General features: G+C 65.8%; 12 protein-coding genes and 4 tRNA genes. 3 read left to right on the top strand and 13 right to left on the bottom strand.

Going from position 1 to position 17,145, the window contains the following annotated elements; genetic code table 11:
* Position 1: 1 nt before the first annotated feature.
* Positions 2–1,048 (bottom strand): efflux RND transporter periplasmic adaptor subunit, encoded by a 1,047-nt coding sequence (locus RXV79_RS11115; RefSeq protein WP_316703485.1) that lies wholly within the window; start codon positions 1,046–1,048, stop codon positions 2–4.
* Between the two features lie 141 nt (positions 1,049–1,189).
* Between RXV79_RS11115 and RXV79_RS11110 the strand changes: the two genes are divergently transcribed.
* Positions 1,190–1,561 carry an ArsR/SmtB family transcription factor gene (locus RXV79_RS11110; protein ID WP_316703484.1) on the top strand — a complete coding sequence of 124 codons (372 nt, stop codon included), beginning with the start codon at positions 1,190–1,192 and terminating at the stop codon, positions 1,559–1,561.
* A gap of 67 nt (positions 1,562–1,628) precedes the next feature.
* Here RXV79_RS11110 and RXV79_RS11105 read toward each other — a convergent pair.
* The 3 genes from RXV79_RS11105 to RXV79_RS11095 form a co-directional block, all read right to left on the bottom strand.
* Positions 1,629–1,715 (bottom strand) — tRNA-Leu (locus tag RXV79_RS11105).
* A gap of 35 nt (positions 1,716–1,750) precedes the next feature.
* Positions 1,751–2,458: a general secretion pathway protein GspB gene (locus RXV79_RS11100; RefSeq protein WP_316703483.1), complete on the bottom strand. Its 708-nt coding sequence runs from the start codon at positions 2,456–2,458 to the stop codon at positions 1,751–1,753.
* 10 nt (positions 2,459–2,468) lie between these two features.
* Positions 2,469–4,133 (bottom strand): ExeA family protein, encoded by a 1,665-nt coding sequence (locus tag RXV79_RS11095; RefSeq protein ID WP_316703482.1) that lies wholly within the window; start codon positions 4,131–4,133, stop codon positions 2,469–2,471.
* Positions 4,134–4,206: 73 nt separating this feature from the next.
* Between RXV79_RS11095 and RXV79_RS11090 the strand changes: the two genes are divergently transcribed.
* Positions 4,207–5,262 carry an MBL fold metallo-hydrolase gene (locus tag RXV79_RS11090; protein ID WP_316703481.1) on the top strand — a complete coding sequence of 352 codons (1,056 nt, stop codon included), beginning with the start codon at positions 4,207–4,209 and terminating at the stop codon, positions 5,260–5,262.
* Between the two features lie 3 nt (positions 5,263–5,265).
* Here the strand turns inward: RXV79_RS11090 and RXV79_RS11085 are convergent, their stop codons facing one another.
* Entirely contained in the window at positions 5,266–6,639 is a 1,374-nt protein-coding gene (locus tag RXV79_RS11085; RefSeq protein WP_413816678.1) for a UDP-N-acetylglucosamine 1-carboxyvinyltransferase, read from the bottom strand.
* 149 nt (positions 6,640–6,788) lie between these two features.
* Between RXV79_RS11085 and RXV79_RS11080 the strand changes: the two genes are divergently transcribed.
* Complete coding sequence (locus tag RXV79_RS11080; protein ID WP_316703479.1) at positions 6,789–7,406, top strand: hypothetical protein; 618 nt, start codon at positions 6,789–6,791, stop codon at positions 7,404–7,406.
* Between the two features lie 73 nt (positions 7,407–7,479).
* Here RXV79_RS11080 and RXV79_RS11075 read toward each other — a convergent pair.
* The 8 genes from RXV79_RS11075 to RXV79_RS11040 form a co-directional block, all read right to left on the bottom strand.
* Positions 7,480–7,553: transfer RNA gene (locus RXV79_RS11075), tRNA-Cys, on the bottom strand.
* Positions 7,554–7,622: 69 nt separating this feature from the next.
* Positions 7,623–7,698: transfer RNA gene (locus RXV79_RS11070), tRNA-Gly, on the bottom strand.
* A 91-nt stretch (positions 7,699–7,789) separates the two neighbouring features.
* Positions 7,790–10,216, bottom strand: a complete 2,427-nt coding sequence (gene lon, locus RXV79_RS11065) for an endopeptidase La (RefSeq protein WP_316703478.1) — start codon at positions 10,214–10,216, stop codon at positions 7,790–7,792.
* Between the two features lie 103 nt (positions 10,217–10,319).
* Positions 10,320–11,588 carry an ATP-dependent Clp protease ATP-binding subunit ClpX gene (gene clpX / locus RXV79_RS11060; protein WP_296719782.1) on the bottom strand — a complete coding sequence of 423 codons (1,269 nt, stop codon included), beginning with the start codon at positions 11,586–11,588 and terminating at the stop codon, positions 10,320–10,322.
* Between the two features lie 126 nt (positions 11,589–11,714).
* Positions 11,715–12,338 carry an ATP-dependent Clp endopeptidase proteolytic subunit ClpP gene (gene clpP, locus RXV79_RS11055; RefSeq protein WP_316703477.1) on the bottom strand — a complete coding sequence of 208 codons (624 nt, stop codon included), beginning with the start codon at positions 12,336–12,338 and terminating at the stop codon, positions 11,715–11,717.
* A 146-nt stretch (positions 12,339–12,484) separates the two neighbouring features.
* Entirely contained in the window at positions 12,485–13,792 is a 1,308-nt protein-coding gene (tig, locus tag RXV79_RS11050) for a trigger factor (protein ID WP_316703476.1), read from the bottom strand.
* Between the two features lie 32 nt (positions 13,793–13,824).
* Positions 13,825–13,911, bottom strand: a tRNA-Leu gene (locus RXV79_RS11045).
* 76 nt (positions 13,912–13,987) lie between these two features.
* On the bottom strand, positions 13,988–17,134 hold the full coding sequence (locus tag RXV79_RS11040; protein ID WP_316703475.1) for an efflux RND transporter permease subunit: 3,147 nt from the start codon (positions 17,132–17,134) through the stop codon (positions 13,988–13,990).
* Positions 17,135–17,145: the final 11 nt, after the last annotated feature.

Here is a 17,145-nt window from a genome sequence, read left to right as displayed (position 1 = left end):
CTCAGCGCCCCTTCGCCGCAGACTGCGCGTCCAGCGCCACACGCTCCCCGGCCTTGAGGCCCGAGAGCACCTCGACCTGGTTGCCGTTGACCGGCCCCAGGCGCACCTGGCGCAGGAGCGCGCGGCCATCGGTACCGATCACGTAGACGCCGGTCAGCTCGGCGCGGCGCACGACCGCGCTCGCCGGCACCGCGATGCGCTGCCCCGCCTCGCCGCGCACCGGCAGCCAGGCACGGGCGAACATGCCCGGCGACAAGGCCGTGCCCGGCGGCAGCTCGAGCCGCAGCTGCACCGTGTGCGTGGCCGCGTCGACCGACGGCAGGAGCTGCCAGCGCAGCGGCGTGATCCGCGCGGGCGCGGTGCCCGGCACTTCGATGAGCGGCGTGGCACCCGGCTCGGGCGCGGCGGTCTGCGGCACCGAGGCCGTGACGCGCAGCTGCGCCGGGTCGTACACCGTCACGAGCGCGCGGCCGGGCATGGCCATGTCGCCGAGCACCACCGACACCTCGGAGACGATGCCGTCATACGGCGCCTTCACCGTGTAGAAGCCCGACTCGGTGCGGGCGGCACCCGCCGAGGCCAGCTGCGCGGCGGCCTGCGCCTGCGCCGACTTGTGCTGCGACTCGGCGCGCTCGAGCGCGGCCTGGCTGATGTAGTTCTGCTGGAAGAGCTGCTTCTGGCGCTCGAACTCGCGGGTGGCGGCCTCCTGCGCGGCATGCGCGGCCTGCACCTGCGCGGCGGCGGCAGCGGCCTGCTGCTCGGCGGCGCGCGCGTCGAGGCGCAGCAGCACCTGACCGGCCTTCACCCGCTCGCCGGCCTTCACCTGCACGGCCACCACCGCACCCGGCACCTGGGCGGCGATGACGGTCTGGCGCACGGCCTCCACCACGCCGTCGAAGGCGTTGGCCTGCGCGCCCGAGGCGGCGGCCACCTGGACAGTGGCCAGCTCGGCCGGAGCCGCCACCGAAGCACTCGCAGCGAAGGCAAGGCCGATCGCCCATGCCAGCGGGCCGGCGATGAGCGCCGTGCGCGTCGAAATGTGCTTCATGCCTGATGCCGTCATGGTTTGCTCCGGTTCACTTGAATGATAGTATTTGCGCAAGTAGTTAAATAGTCAAGTAGCCACACGACATCAAAAGGTGCATCGATGAGGCATGATTCGCCACCCTCCACACTTCTGTGCCCGAGCATGCAAGGTTTGACTCCCGAGGCGTTGGCGCAGGTCGCCGCGTACTTCCAGGCGCTGTCGGAGCCGACGCGTCTGCAGATCCTCAATCTGCTGCGCGGCGGCGAACACAACGTCGGCGAGATGGCCACGGCCTGCGGCTACACCTCGGCCAACATCTCGCGCCACCTCGCGCTGCTGATGAAGCACGGCCTGGTGGCACGGGAAAGCCGCGGCAACGCGGTCTACTACCGCATCGCCGACGAGTCGGTGTACGCCTTATGCGACCTGGTCTGCGGCAGCATCGCCCGCCAGTGGGACAAGAGCGCGCAAGACCGCAAGGCCTTCGCGCGCGTCAAGCCGCCGAGCCCGGTCGGGCGCAGCAAGCGGAGTTGAGGCGGGGGGTGATGTGAAGCGTGAGCGCTGTGCAGCGGGTGTGCAGGGCTCGAACGCTCTACGTTCGTGGTGCCGGCGGCGGGACTCGAACCCGCACCTCCTTGAGGAGCAGGGATTTTAAGTCCCTTGCGTCTACCGATTTCGCCACGCCGGCTGGCCGTAGGCAGCGGATTCTAGGTCGGCAAGCCTTCAGAAACTGACGCTGTAGCGCCGCCCCTTGAACGAGAGCACGGCACTCTTCAGCCGAATCTGCTCCAGCACCAGGTCGTTGGCGACCTTGTCGCCTTCCTTGAACACCTGTCCGTTCAGGATGAGCATGCGGCTCGCCGGGTTCTTGGAGTAGCTGGCCCCGCTGACCGAGAGCGTGGGCAGTTGCCGGCGGATGTCATCGGGCAGCTCGGAGATCGAGGGCACCGGCGTGTCTTCGTCGCGGAGTGCCGCGGGGGCTGCGGCCACCGGCTTGTCTGCCGGCTTCTCTGCAGGCTTGGGTGCTGCTGCGACTCGCGCAGGCGCCGGTGCGGGCGGTGGTGAGACCGGGACGCTCTTGGGTTCAACCGGTGCTGGCTGCGCAGCCACGGGCTCGGGGGCAGGTTGCTGCGCTTGGGGTGCGGGCGGTGGCGCGGGCAGGACTGGGGCTTGGGCTACCGGCAGTGCCGCGCGCATCGGTTCGGGCTCCGCGCCCGAGCGCCCGAGCACCAGCCAGGCGGCCATGCCCACCAGGGCGAGCGACAGGCCCCCCACGGCCCACCACAGTGGCTGCACCGAGCGGCCGGCCGGCTCGTCGCCGTCATCGCCATCGGCCACGCCGGGGGCGATCTGCTTGCTGTGCAGGCTGGGCACGGCCCCACGCTCCCGCTCCGAATCGGCCCTGCGCAGCGCATCAAGGATGTAAGACATCGCCCGCCTTTCAGTTCGACGCCACGGTGGTCAGCAGCCGGGGCTCGTCGACCCCTGCGACCCGGTTGAGGTGCATCAGCGTGATCGGCCCCACCCGACCGTCGGGCTTGAGGCCATGTGCCAGCTGGAAATTCGCGATGCGCTCCTGCAATGCAGCATCCAGCGTTCCCGGCGTGGTGGGCAAGGCTTCGCCCTGTGCACGCGCGACCTGTTGCGCCACCCAGTCGACCACCGGCCCGTTCTGGCCCACCGGCACGCGTCCGATGTACGCCGGAGGCGTGCGCCACAAGGTGGCGAACTCGCCCCGCCAGGATTTGGCCAGCGCCGAGAGCAGCACGGTCTGCGTCGCCCCACCGGCCCCGCGCAGGGTGGCGCTGTCGGCCGCCAGCGACATCAGCAGCACGTAAACCGGCTTGCCTGCGTCGTCGTAGACGGTGAGCACGCCGGGGCGGTCGAGCGCGCGCAGCATCGCGAGGCCGCCGTCATCGCTCTTGAAGCACTGCAGCTGCTGGCGCGCGGCGGTGCTGCACGGGTCGGTCTCGGCCAAGGGCGTCTTCCACGCGGCGGCGAGCTCGCGCAGGGCCTGGGTCTCGCTGCGCAGGCCGTCGAGCGTGAGCGTGGCAGCCGGCTTCACGGCAGACGCCGCAGTGGCCGGCTGCGATGCCACGGTGGCTGCGATCGCCGCCTTCGCGGGCACGGCGGACGCCGCCGCGGCCGCAGCGGTCTTGCCCGCGCCACCGTCGCGCACCCAGCTCACCACGCCGAAAAGCAGCGCCCCCACCAGCAGCCCGGCCGCGGCGGCATACACCGGCTTGCGGTTGATGCCACTCACGGCCGCCGCGAGCGGGCGTTCGGCCTCGCCGAAGACTTCGGCCGAGGCATGGTCGACCATCTCGCGGTTCACCCGCGAGCGGCCTTCTGCATACGCGCCGAGCAGGGAGCGGTCGCACAGCAGGTTGATGCGGCGCGGCACGCCTCGCGACAGCTCATGGATGCGTTTGCGCGCCGCGCGGTCGAACGGCACCATGCCGCTCAGGCCCGCCACGCCGAGGCGATGGCGGATGTACTGCACCGTCTCGCTCTCGCTGAGCGCCTTCAGGTGGTACCGCGCGATCACGCGCTGTGCGAGCTGCTCGAGCTCGGGCCGCGCGAGCATGTCGCGCAACTCGGGCTGGCCGATGAGGATGATCTGCAGCAGCTTGCGTTCGCTGGTCTCGAGGTTGGTCAGGAGGCGCAGTTGCTCCAGCACCTCCGGCGAGAGGTTCTGCGCCTCGTCGATGATGAGCACGTTGTTCTGCCCGACGGCGTGCGTCTTGAGCAGGAACTCGTTGATCGGGTCGAGGTATTCCTTGACGCTCTCGCCGCGCGGGCGCTCCGCGTCGAGCGGGATGCGGAACTCCTCGCACACCGTGCGCAGGAGTTCGATCACGGTGAGCTTGGGGTTGAAGATGTAGGCGACGTTGCAGCGCTTGGGGATCTGCTCCAGGAAACAGCGGCACACCGTAGTCTTGCCTGCCCCGATCTCGCCCGTGAGCAGCACGAAGCCACCACCGCCGCGCAGGCCGTACAGCAGATGCGCCAGCGCCTCGCGGTGCCGCTCGCTCATGAAGAGATAGCGGGGATCGGGGGCAATGGAAAACGGTTCCTGCCGCAGGCCGAAGAATTTGGCGTACATCGTGGCCGCGAGTCTATCCCCCGCGATGCCCCCTCGGATGCTTGGGCTATGCTGGCCCGGCTCGCACACCACCATGCCGAAGAATCCTTACTACGACCCCAGCAAGCCGCATCACCGGCCCGAGGGCTTTCAGAACCGGCACACCGACTTCGCACCCAAGACACTGGCCGAAGTCCTGCGATGGCGCTTCGATGCGACGCGCCACGGGTTGCCCAAGCCGCCACGCGAGCCGATTCCGCAAGTGCCCGCCGATCTGGATTTCCTCCAGCGCAACGCGCTCGCGCGACGCCAGATGAAGCCGGCCGTCACCTGGATCGGCCACGCCACGGTGCTGGCGCAGATTGGCGGCCTCACGCTGCTCACCGACCCCATCTTCTCGATGCGCGCCTCCCCCGTGTCGTTCGTCGGGCCGAAGCGGCACCAGGCACCGGGTGTGGCCCTCGAGGCCTTGCCGCGCATCGATCTGGTGCTGGTCTCGCACAACCACTACGACCACCTCGATGGCGCCTCGGTCGACACGCTGAACCGGCAAGCCGGAGGGCCGCCGCTCTTCGTGGTGCCACTCGGCCTGAAGCCCTGGCTCGCCACGCGAGGTGTGCACCATGCGGTCGAACTCGACTGGTGGGACACGCACCGCCTGCAGCACGATGGCCGCGAGGTGGACGTGATGCTGCTGCCCGCACAGCACTGGTCGGCACGAGGGCTCGACGACCGGATGGCCACGCTCTGGGGTGGCTTCGCGGTACTGGCCGACGATTGCCATCTCTTCTATGCCGGCGACACGGCCTACTCGCGCGACTTCACCGACATCCGCGAGCACCTCGCCCATCGCCAGGACGCGGCCCGCGGCGGTGGCTTCGACATCGCCCTGCTGCCCATCGGGGCCTATGAGCCGCGCTGGTTCATGTCCGCCCAGCACGTCAACGTGGAAGAGGCGGTGAAGATCCACATCGACCTCGGCGCCAAGCGCTCGCTGGGCGTGCACTGGGGCACCTTCGCGCTCACCGACGAGCCGCTCGACGAGCCGCCAAGGGTGTTGAAGGAAGTGCGCGCGGCGCGTGGTCTTGGAGACGATGCCTTCCACACCATCGCCATCGGCGAGACGCTGCGTCTCGCGCCGCGGCGCTGAGCCTCAGGGCCGCTCGGTCCATTCGATGCGTGCGCCGAGCGCGCAGAGGTTCTCGACGAAGCGGGGGTGGGCGCGCCGAATGGGCGCCGCGTGGCGGATCACCGAGCGGCCTTCGATGCTCGCCGCCACCATCAGCAAAGCGATCGCAACGCGGATGATGTAGGGGCTGTCGACCTGCGCCGGTGCCAGCGGCCGTCCGCCGAAGCTGATGGCGCGGTGCGGGTCGGACAGGAACACGTGCGCCCCGAACTTCGACAGCTCCGACGTCCAGCCCATCGCGCCGTCGTAGACCTTGTTCCAGAACATTGCGCTGCCCTCGGCGCGCACGCCCAGCGCCATGAAGATCGGCAGCAGGTCGACCGGCAGGTAGGGCCAGGGCGCCGCCTCGATCTTCTGCAGCATGTTGCGGGTGAAGGGCTCGGCCACCTTCAAGCCGCCCTGCACCCGCGCATGTGACCAGCCGTCGCGGTGCGTGACATGCACACCGAACTTCGCGAGGCTGCGGTCGATGAGAGGAAAGTGCTCGGGCCGCGAGTTGCGCACCGTCACCTCACCGCCCGTGATCGCACCGAGCGCGAGGAAGGTCGTCACCTCGTGGAAGTCTTCGGCAAACCTGAACTCGGTGCCGCCCAGGGCATCGACGCCCTCGATCACGAGGCGGGAGGTGCCGATGCCTTCGATGTGGGCGCCGAGGCGGCACATGAACTCGCAGAACTCCTGCACGTGCGGCTCGCAGGCGGCATTCGTCAGCACCGAGCGGCCGCCTGCAAGCGCGGCGCACAGCACGAAGTTTTCGGTGGTGGTGACGGAGGCGTAGTCGAGCCAGTGTTCGGTGGCGCGCAAGGGGCCGTCGCAACGCACGGCGAAGCCGTCTTCGCCCGGCTCGATGTGGGCGCCGAAATGGCGCAAGGTCTCCACGTGCGGGTCGATCTCGCGCACCCCGAGCGTGCAGCCTTTCACCTCGTCTTCGATGCGCGCCTCGCCGAAGCGAGCGAGCAGGGGCGGCACCAGCATGATGGACGAGCGCATCTCCAGCGGCAGGCGGTGGCGGCGCGCATCGAACACGCTGTGCCGGTGGTACAGGCCGACGATGCCCCGCGCCATGTCGGCATGCACCTCGCTGCCGATGGATTCGAAGAACTGCAGGATCTTGCGCACGTCGGTGATGTCGGGCACGCCGCGCAGATGCACCGGCTGGCGGGTCAGCAAGGTCGCGCAGAGGATCGGCAGCACCGCGTTCTTGTTGGCCGACGGTTCGATGCGGCCCGACAGCGGCATGCCGCCGTGAACGATGAGGTGGGAAGAGGCACTCACGGTTCTCAACTCCGGTTGGCACCGCCCGACGTGGCGGCATGCGCGAGAGCATCCCGTGTGCATGGGAAGCTGCGATGAAGCCGCGAGCCCTTGTGTGAAGACTGGGTGAACCAGAGCCCATGTCGGCGCTCAAAACGCTCAGGGCTCGTTCTCTTGCCGCTGCCGGCAAAACACGACACCATGCCAGCCAGTTGCTTTCAGCAGTTCATCCGATGAAAACCACCCTCCTCTTCCCTGCCATCGCTCTCGTGTGCAGCTCGGTCGCGCACGCCGCCACACCGGCTGATGCGGCCAAGGCTGCCGAGAGTTGCGAGGCCGCCGTCACCGAAACCATCAAGGAGATGCGCGGCCGTGACGCGAGCGATGTTCAGTTCCAGAAAGACAAGCGCATGCTGTCGCCCACGACCGGCGAAGAGACCGACGTGAAGGGGGCGGGCCGCTACCGCAACTCGGTCGGTGCATCGGCGCCCTTCACCTACGGCTGTGCCTACAACAGCAAGACAGGCGCGACCTCGGGCATCGTGTTCCGCGACGCTGGCGGCCTGCGCGCGAGCGAAGGCAAGGAATGGCAACCCGACCTGATGAGCGTGTCGCCCGAAGCATGTGAAACCGCCGTGGCCGCCACGCTGAAGAGCAAGCATCCGCGCGTGGGCCGCATCGCTTTCGGCTCCGATTCGCGCCAGTTGCGCCCGGCGCCTGGTGGCCGCGCCAGCCTCGAAGGCATCGGCGCTGTGCAGCGCGCGCCGGGCATGAACCTCGTGCAGTTCAACTACCGCTGCGAGTTCGAGCCGGGCAATGGCAAGCTGGTTGCCGTGCAGGCGTTTGAATGACGGCTTGAGCGCGCCACGAAATGCAAAACGCCCCGATAGACGGGGCGTTTTTCTTTGGCTGCGCCGAAGTGTCTGGAGGCGCGGGCCGGAGTCGAACCGACCTACACGGATTTGCAATCCGGTGCATAACCGCTTTGCTACCGCGCCGTTGACTGTTGCGGCCGAAGGCATTGGGCGCCTTGGCAAAAAGGGAAGCCGAAGCTTCCCTTTTGAATTTGGAGCGGGATAAGAGGCTCGAACTCTCGACCTATACCTTGGCAAGGTATCGCTCTACCAACTGAGCTAATCCCGCGTGTTCCGATCAACTCAATTGCTTGAATCAACCGAAGCTGAAAGTATAAATGAAAAAAGCTCCGGCCTGCAAGACCGGAGCCGCTTTCAACTCAATGCTTCAGCGAATCGCCACTCGCAGCCGGCGCATCCACCTTCTTGACGGCTTCTGCGTCGACCTTCGGCGGATCTTCTTCGGACAGGGCCTGCGGAGCCGACTCGAGCGCAACCTCGAGCACCTGGTCGATCCACTTCAGCGGCACGATCTCGAGATGGTTCTTCACGTTCTCGGGAATGTCCTGCAGGTCCTTGGTGTTCTCTTCCGGGATGAGCACCGTCTTGATGCCACCACGGTGAGCCGCCAGGAGTTTTTCCTTCAGCCCGCCGATCGCCGTGACCTCGCCACGCAACGTGATCTCGCCGGTCATCGCCACGTCGGCGCGCACTGGAATGCCCGTCAACGCAGACACGAAGGCCGTGGTCATCGCGATGCCGGCGCTCGGGCCATCCTTCGGCGTGGCGCCATCGGGCACGTGGATGTGGATGTCGCGCTTCTCGAAGAGCTCGTCCTTGATGCCGAGACGGCGTGAGCGGCTGCGCACGACGGAGCGTGCTGCTTCCACCGACTCCTTCATCACGTCGCCCAGCGAGCCGGTGCGGATGATGTTGCCCTTGCCCGGCATCACGGCGCTTTCGATCGTCAGCAGGTCGCCGCCGACTTCCGTCCACGCGAGGCCGACCACCTGGCCGACCTGGTTCGCGTTTTCAGCGCGGCCGTAGGAGAACTTGCGAACACCGAGAAACTCGTTGAGGTTCTCCTCGGTCACGACCACCTTGCCGGTGTAGGTCTTGAGCTGCAGACCCTTGACCACCTTGCGGCAGATCTTCGACACCTCGCGCTCGAGCGAACGCACGCCGGCTTCACGGGTGTAGTAGCGAATGATCCCGCGCACGGCCGACTCGGTGACGTCGAGCTCTTCGTCCTTCACGCCGTTGTTCTGGCGTTGCTTGGGCAAGAGGTAACGCGTCGCGATGTTGACCTTCTCGTCTTCGGTGTAGCCCGAGAGGCGAATCACTTCCATCCGGTCCAGCAGCGCCGGCGGAATGTTCATCGAGTTCGAGGTGGCGATGAACATCACGTCGCTCAGGTCGAAGTCGACCTCGACGTAGTGGTCGCTGAAGGTGTGGTTCTGCTCGGGGTCGAGCACTTCCAGCAGCGCCGAGGACGGGTCGCCACGGAAATCCATGCCGAGCTTGTCGATCTCGTCGAGCAGGAACAGCGGGTTGCGCGTGCCGACCTTGGAGAGGCTCTGCAGCACCTTGCCCGGCATGGAGCCGATGTAGGTGCGGCGGTGGCCGCGGATCTCGGCCTCGTCACGCATGCCGCCAAGCGCCATGCGAACGAACTTCCGGCCGGTGGCACGCGCCACGCTCTGGCCGAGCGAGGTCTTGCCGACACCCGGAGGGCCGACCAGGCACAGGATGGGCGCCTTCACCTTGTCCACGCGCTGTTGCACCGCGAGATATTCGAGGATGCGGTCCTTGACCTTCTCGAGGCCGTAGTGGTCCTCGTTCAGCACTTCCTCGGCATGTGCCAAGTCGTGCTTGATCTTGGTCTTCTTGGTCCAGGGCAGGTTGATCAGCGTGTCGATGTAGTTGCGCACGACGGTCGCTTCGGCCGACATGGGCGACATGAGCTTCAACTTCTTCAGCTCGGCGTCGACCTTCTTGCGCGCATCCTTCGGCATCTTCGCCGCGATGATCTTCTTCTCCAGTTCCTCCATGTCGGCGCCTTCTTCGCCGTCACCGAGTTCCTTCTGGATCGCCTTGACCTGCTCGTTCAGGTAGTACTCGCGCTGGCTCTTTTCCATCTGGCGCTTCACACGCCCACGGATGCGCTTCTCCACCTGGAGGATGTCGACTTCGTGCTCCAGTTGCTCGAGCAGCTTCTCCAGCCGCTTGTCGACGGCGAAGAGGTCGAGCACCGATTGCTTGTTTTCGAGCTTGAGCGGCAGATGCGCCGCGATCGTGTCCGCCAGGCGGCCTGCATCGTCGATGCCCGCGATGGAGGTCAGGATCTCCGGCGGAATCTTCTTGTTGAGCTTGACGTACTGGTCGAACTGCTGCGTCACGGCGCGGCGCAGGGCTTCGATCTCGGGCTTGGTGTCGGTCTCCGGCGGCACCGGCGTCACTTCAGCCATGAAGTGCTCGCCGTTGTCGCTGATGCTGTGGGTGTTGGCGCGTTGGATGCCTTCGACCAGCACCTTCACCGTGCCGTCGGGCAGCTTGAGCATCTGCAGGATGCTCGACACGCAGCCCACCTCGAACATGTCGTCGGGCTTGGGCTCGTCTTTGCCGGCCGCGCGTTGCGCCACCAGCATGATCTGACGACCCGCCTCCATCGCGGCTTCCAGCGCCTTGATGGACTTCGGCCGCCCCACGAACAGCGGGATGACCATGTGGGGAAAGACCACCACATCCCGCAGCGGGAGCAGCGGCATGGTGATGGGCTCAGCAGGCAAAACAGGATGTCCGGACATAGGAACCTCTCTTTCTCAGGCCCACATAAGGCCCGAGGAATCAATTGCAAGACACCTGCCCGATAGGCACAGGCTATTCAGGATCCTCAGTCTCAGAGGGGCGTCAGGCACTGGCTTTGGCCTGTTCTCGGTACACCAACAAGGGCTTGGCGTTCTCTTCGATGGTGTGCTCGTCGAGCACCACCTTGGCCACGCCGTCCAGCGTGGGCAACTCGAACATGGTGTCGATCAGGGAGAGCTCCATGATCGAGCGCAGGCCGCGCGCGCCGGTCTTGCGGGCCAGGGCCTTCTTGGAGATGGCGCTCAGCGCAGACGGGCGGATTTCCAGCTCGACGCCATCCATCGCGAAGAGCTTCTGATACTGCTTGACCAGCGCATTCTTGGGCTCAGTCAGGATCTGCACCAGCGCGTCTTCGGTCAGCTCGCCCAGTGTCGCCACCACCGGCAGGCGGCCGACGAGTTCGGGGATCAAGCCGAACTTGATCAGGTCTTCCGGTTCGACCTCGCGGAAGACTTCGGAGACGCGCTTCTCGCTCTTCGAGTGCACCGTGGCACCGAAGCCGATGCCCGACTTCTCGGAGCGGTTTTGAATGACCTTCTCCAGGCCATCGAACGCGCCACCGCAGATGAACAGGATGTTGGTCGTGTCGATCTGCAGGAAATCCTGGTTCGGGTGCTTGCGGCCGCCCTGCGGCGGCACCGAGGCCATCGTGCCTTCGACGAGCTTGAGCAGCGCCTGCTGCACGCCCTCACCCGACACATCGCGGGTGATGGACGGGTTGTCGGCCTTGCGCGAGATCTTGTCGATCTCGTCGATGTAGACGATGCCGCGCTGCGCCTTGTCGACGTCGTAGTTGCAGTTCTGCAGCAGCTTCTGGATGATGTTTTCGACGTCTTCACCCACGTAGCCGGCCTCGGTCAGCGTGGTGGCGTCGGCGATCACGAAGGGCACATTGAGCAGGCGGGCCAGCGTCTGCGCCAGCAGCGTCTTGCCAGAGCCCGTGGGGCCGATCAGCAGGATGTTGCTCTTGGCCAGCTCGACCTCGTCTTTCGACGTGGCCATGTGCTTGAGCCGCTTGTAGTGGTTGTAGACCGCGACCGACAGCGTGCGCTTGGCCGTGTCTTGCCCGATCACGTATTGGTCGAGGCTGGCCTTGATGTCGGCCGGCACCGGCAGATCGGACTTGGCCGCGCGGGCTTCCGGGGTATCGGCCGGAACCTCGTCACGGATGATGTCGTTGCACAGCTCGATGCACTCATCGCAGATGAACACCGACGGGCCGGCGATCAGCTTCTTCACCTCATGCTGGCTTTTGCCGCAGAAGGAGCAGTACAAAACTTTCTCGCTGGAGGAGCCTTTTTTTTCGGCCATTTAAGTGGGGCGCACGAGGCGTGGAAGAGGCTGGTTGGGATGATAGAGCAAAAGAAAACGGGGCCTTGGCGGTAAAAAAGGCCCCGTTTCGATTGCAGTTACGGGTCTTGGCCCCGTGTTTGCGCGTCAGCTGGTGGCCGGCCCGGCGCGCTTGTTGAGCACCTGGTCGATCAGGCCGTAGTTCTTGGCCTCTTCGGGGTCCATGAAGAAGTCGCGTTCCATGTCGGCGCGGATCTTCTCGATGGGCTGGCCGGTGCGCTCGGCGTAGATGCGGTTGAGCTGCTCGCGGGTCTTGAGGATCTCGCGGGCGTGGATCTCGATGTCGGTGGCCTGGCCCTGCGCACCGCCCGAAGGCTGGTGGATCATGACCCGGGCGTTCGGCAGCGCAAAACGCTTGCCCTTGGCGCCCGCCATCAGCAGGAAAGAGCCCATGCTCGCCGCCATGCCCACGCACATGGTCGACACATCGGGCTTGATGAACTCCATCGTGTCGAAAATCGACATGCCGGCCGTCACCGAGCCGCCAGGCGAGTTGATGTAGAAGTGGATGTCCTTGTCGGGGTTTTCGCTCTCGAGAAAGAGCAGCTGGGCCACGACGATGCTGGCCGTCTGATCATTGACCGGGCCGACCAGGAACACGATGCGCTCGCGCAGCAGGCGGCTGTAGATGTCGTAGGCACGCTCGCCGCGTCCCGACTGTTCGATGACCATGGGCACCATGCCCAAACCCAGAGTGTCCAGCGCGCTCATGCGTGTGCGTCCTTCAGAAGTGATGCCTACAGGTTGGGCTTGATTATGTCGCCTCAAGAGAGACACGACAGAAATGCGATCGATGGAAAAACAAAGGGCGCCTCGCCGTGCCGGCTGGCGCCCTCTCCTTCTGGCTGAAAGCCCGATCAGCCAGCCATCAGCTCATCGAACGGCACGGCCTTGTCGGTGACCTTGGCCTTGCCCAGCACGAACTCCGTGACGTTGTTCTCGATGACAACGCCTTCGACTTCGGCCATGCGCTCACGGTCGCTCAGGTACCAGCGCACCACCTCGGCCGGCTTCTCGTAGCTCTGCGCCATTTCCTCGATGTGGGCTTGCAACTGCTCGGGCTTGGCCTGCAGGTTGTTGGCGCGCACGAGTTCGGCGACGACCAGGCCCAGGCGCACGCGGCGCTCGGCCTGCGGCTTGAAGATCTCTTCCGGGATCGGGGCCTTGTCGGCGTCCTTGATGCCGCGCTTCTTCAGGTCGGCGCGGGCCGACTCGATCATGCGGGCAGTCTCGTTGGCCACCAGCGCCGTCGGCAGGTCGAGTTCGGCGGTCTTGGCCACGGCGTCCATCACGGCGGCCTTGTTGCGGGCCAGCACCCGGAACTTCACTTCGCGCTCGAGGTTCTTCTTGATGTCGGCACGCAGCGACTCGACGGTGCCATCGGGGATGCCCAGGCTCTTGGCCAGGGCTTCGTTCACCTCGGGCAGGTTCTGCGCTTCGATCTTGCTCAGCGTGACGAGGAAGTCGGCTTCCTTGCCGGCCACGTCCTTGCCCTGGTAGTCCTCGGGGAACTGCAGCGGGAAGGTCTTCGATTCGCCGGCCTTCATGCCGCGCACGGCCTTCTCGAACTGCTCCAGCATCTGGCCTTCGCCGATGATGAACTGGAAGCCTTCGGCCTTGCCGCCGTCAAAGGGCACGCCGTCGATCTTGCCTTCGAAGTCGATCGTCACGCGGTCGCCTTCACCCGCGGCGTCGCCCTGGGCGCGCTGGGCGAAAGTGCGGCGCTGCTTGCGTAGGATGTCGAGGGTCTTGTCGATCGCGGCGTCGGTCACTTCGGCGCTGATGCGCTCGACTTCGGCGGTCGAAATATCACCCAGCTTCACTTCCGGGTAGACCTCAAACGTGGCGTCGAATGCGACCTGGCCTTCGGGTGCGTTTTCCTTCTCGGTGATGCGGGGCTGGCCGGCCACACGCAGCTTGGCTTCGTTGGTGGCCTGCTCGAAAGCCTGGCCAACCTTGTCGTTCATCACCTCGTAGTGAACGGAATAGCCATAACGCTGGGTCACGACGCTCATCGGCACCTTGCCCGGGCGAAAGCCATCCGCCTTGACCGTGCGTGCGAGACGCTTCAGGCGCGACTGCACCTCGTTGTTGATGGTGTCGGCCGGCAGCGTCAATGTGATGCGGCGTTCGAGCTTTTCGAGGGTTTCAACAGTGACAGCCATGATGTGTACGGACTCTCTGGTTTGGATAAGGCTGGTGCGCGGGGCGGGACTCGAACCCGCACACCATTGCTGGCGTCAGGACCTAAACCTGGTGCGTCTACCAATTTCGCCACCCGCGCGGGTGCCTGAAAAGTGCATCGGGGTCGCCTAAGCGACCCCAGCACTGTTCCGGCCGAATTCGGGGAGCCGCGGATTTTAGCCGCTTGTGGCGAGCTTGCCGGACCCTTGCAGTTCCTGATCGGCAGACTTCACCCGGAACCAGGCCGCATACATCGCTGGCAAAGCCAGCAGCGTGAGTGCCGTTGCGACGATCAGTCCACCCATGATGGCCACCGCCATCGGGCCCCAGAACACGCTGCGCGACAGCGGGATCATCGCGAGCACCGCCGCCGCGGCCGTCAGGATGATCGGGCGGAAACGCCGCACCGAGGCTTCGACCACCGCATTCCAGGTCGGCACGCCCCGCTCGCGGTCCTGCTCGATCTGGTCGATCAAGATCACCGAGTTGCGCATGATCATGCCCATCAACGCGATCACGCCCAAGAGCGCCACGAAGCCGAACGGCCGGTTCAGCAGCAGCAACGCTGCCGCCACGCCGGCGATGCCCAGTGGCCCGGTCAGGAACACCAGCATCGCGCGGCTGAAGCTCTGCAGCTGCAGCATCAGCAGCGTGAACATGATGAAAAGCATCAGCGGTGCGCCGACCGCGATCGAGCCCTGCCCTTTGCTGCTCTCCTCCACCGCGCCGGCCACTTCCACGCGGTAGCCGGCGGGCATCTTGGCGCGGATGGGGGCGAAGAGCGGATCGAGTTGCGCCGTCACCGTCGCCCCTTGCAGGCCCTCGACGATGTCACCCTGCACCGTGGCCGCGTAGTCGCGGTTCTCGCGCCACAGCACGCCCGGCTCCCAGACGAAGTTCGCCTTGGCAACCTGGCTCAGCGGGATGCTGCGGCCGATGGTCGTCGGCACATAGGCGTTCGCCAAGTCGGTGATCGCCTTGCGCTCTTCCAGCGGCTGGCGAAGCACGATGTCGATCAGCTTGTCGCCGTCACGGTACTGGCCGACAGTCGTACCACTGTTGAGCGTGCGCGCTGCCTGGGCAATGGCCTGGCTGGACACGCCCAGCGCCCGCGCCTTGTCCTGGTCGACCTCCAGCCGCAGCACCTTGACCGACTCATTCCAGTTGTCGTTCACGCCGCGCATGTTGGGGTTCTTCAGCATGATCGCCTTCACCTCGTCGGCATAGACACGCACCTTGCCCGGGTCCGGCCCGACCACGCGGAACTGCACCGGGTACGGCACCGGCGGCCCGTTGGGCAGGAGCTTGGGCCGGGCACGCACCTCGGGGAACTCGGTGGCCAGCAGTTCGGGCAGCTGATGGCGCAGCTTCTCGCGCGCCGCCAGGTCCTTGGGCAGCAGCACGATCTGGCTCACATTGCTCTGCGGGAAGATCTGGTCGAGCACGAGCGCGAAGCGCGGCACGCCGCTGCCCACCCAGGTGGTGACGTGGTCGACGCCTTCGAGCTTCATCAGGCGCGCTTCGACCTTCTTGGTGATCGCCTCGTTGGCGCTGTACGACGAACCTTCGGGCAGCCACAGGTCGACCAGCAGTTCGAGCCGGTTCGAATCGGGGAAGAACTGGTTCTGCACCTTGCCCATGCCGACAACGCCAAGCACCAGCGTGCCCACCGTCAGGCCGATGGTGATCCAGCGGTGCTTGACGCACCAATCGACGAGCGCACGGAAGCGCGTGTAGAACGGCGTGTCGAAGAGCTCGTGCGGCTGGTCGCTGTCGGCATGCGGCTTGGTCTTGAGCAGCACCGTGCCGAGGTACGGCACGAAGTAGACAGAGACAAACCACGAGATCAGGAGCGCCGCCGCCGTCACCGCGAAGATCGCGAAGGTGTATTCGCCGACCGTCGATTTCGCCAAGCCGATCGGCAGGAAGCCGACCGCCGTGATGAGCGTGCCGGTGAGCATCGGCATCGCCGTCGCGTCATACGCGAAGGTGGCCGCACGCGCCTTGTCGTAGCCCTCTTCCAGCTTGCGCACCATCATCTCGACCGCAATGATCGCGTCGTCGACCAGGAGGCCGAGCGCGATGATGAGCGAGCCGAGCGAGATCTTGTGCAGGCCCACGCCCCAATAGAACATGGTCACGAAGGTGATGGCCAGCACGAGCGGAATGGTGATGCCCACCACCAAGCCCGGCCGCCAGTCGAGCCGCAGCGGCTTGAAGTGCAGGCCCAGGCTCACGAAACTCACCGCCAGCACGATCACCACGGCCTCGATCAGCACGCCGACGAACTCGTTGACCGAGCGCGCGACCACCGTCGACTGGTTCTGGAACTGGTGCATCGTGATGCCGGCCGGCAGGTCGTCGCGGATCGCGTCGGTCGCCTTCTTGAGCGACTGGCCCATCTCGATGATGTCGCCGCCCTTGGCCATCGAAATGCCGAGGGCGATCACCTCCTTGCCCTGGTGGCGCACCTTCACCTGTGGTGGGTCCACATACGCCCGCTTGACTTCGGCGATGTCGCCGAGCTTCAGGCTGGCGCCATTGGCGCGGATCGCGAAGTTCTTCAGCTGCTCGACCGAGTTGAACTGCCCGCCCACGCGCACCTGCACATAGTCGGTCGGCGCATTGATGACGCCCGCCGACTCCACCGCGTTCTGCTGGCCCAATTGCGCGAGCACTGCGTTGAAGTCGATGCCGAGCTGCGCCAGGCGCTTCTGCGAGATCTCGATGAAGATCTTCTCGTCTTGCGCGCCGAAGACTTCGACCTTGTTGACGTCCTTCACCTTCAGCAGGCGCTGGCGCACCTGGTCGGCGTGCTCCTTGAGCTCGTCGTAGCTGAACCCATCGCTCGAGAGCGCATAGATCGAGCCGTACACATCGCCGAACTCGTCGTTGAAGAACGGCCCGGCCACACCGCCTGGCAAGGTGCCGCGCATGTCGCCGACCTTCTTGCGCACCGTGTACCAGATCTGCTGCACGTCCTTGGGCGGCGTCGAGTCCTTCAGCTGGAAGATGATGAGCGTCTCGCCAGGCTTGGAATAGCTGCGGATCTTGTCGGCGTAGGGCACCTCCTGCAGCGTCTTCTCGAGCTTGTCGGTCACCTGCTCGGCCACCTGCTGCGCGGTGGCACCGGGCCAGTAGGCCCGCACCACCATCGCGCGGAAGGTGAACGGTGGGTCTTCGTCCTGCCCCAGCTGGAAGTAGGCCGTGAGACCCAGCACCATGAGGACGACCAGCAGATAACGTGTCAGCGCCGGGTGCTCCAGCGCCCACTTGGAAATGTTGAACCGCGCCGCACGCACGGCGCCAGATGCATCGCTCACGCCAGCCTCGC

It is taken from the genome of Piscinibacter gummiphilus (genome assembly GCF_032681285.1).
Taxonomy (GTDB): Bacteria; Pseudomonadota; Gammaproteobacteria; order Burkholderiales; family Burkholderiaceae_C; genus Rhizobacter; species Rhizobacter gummiphilus_A.
This window is presented reverse-complemented; position numbering and strand designations above follow the sequence as displayed.

Coding starts and splice junctions, on each gene's coding strand:
- RXV79_RS11115 (WP_316703485.1), bottom strand. CDS start 1,048: ATGAAGCACATTTCGACGCGCACGGCGCTCATCGCCGGCCCGCTGGCA.
- RXV79_RS11110 (WP_316703484.1), top strand. CDS start 1,190: ATGCAAGGTTTGACTCCCGAGGCGTTGGCGCAGGTCGCCGCGTACTTC.
- RXV79_RS11100 (WP_316703483.1), bottom strand. CDS start 2,458: ATGTCTTACATCCTTGATGCGCTGCGCAGGGCCGATTCGGAGCGGGAG.
- RXV79_RS11095 (WP_316703482.1), bottom strand. CDS start 4,133: ATGTACGCCAAATTCTTCGGCCTGCGGCAGGAACCGTTTTCCATTGCC.
- RXV79_RS11090 (WP_316703481.1), top strand. CDS start 4,207: ATGCCGAAGAATCCTTACTACGACCCCAGCAAGCCGCATCACCGGCCC.
- RXV79_RS11085 (WP_413816678.1), bottom strand. CDS start 6,639: ATGCACACGGGATGCTCTCGCGCATGCCGCCACGTCGGGCGGTGCCAA.
- RXV79_RS11080 (WP_316703479.1), top strand. CDS start 6,789: ATGAAAACCACCCTCCTCTTCCCTGCCATCGCTCTCGTGTGCAGCTCG.
- lon (WP_316703478.1), bottom strand. CDS start 10,216: ATGTCCGGACATCCTGTTTTGCCTGCTGAGCCCATCACCATGCCGCTG.
- clpX (WP_296719782.1), bottom strand. CDS start 11,588: ATGGCCGAAAAAAAAGGCTCCTCCAGCGAGAAAGTTTTGTACTGCTCC.
- clpP (WP_316703477.1), bottom strand. CDS start 12,338: ATGAGCGCGCTGGACACTCTGGGTTTGGGCATGGTGCCCATGGTCATC.
- tig (WP_316703476.1), bottom strand. CDS start 13,792: ATGGCTGTCACTGTTGAAACCCTCGAAAAGCTCGAACGCCGCATCACA.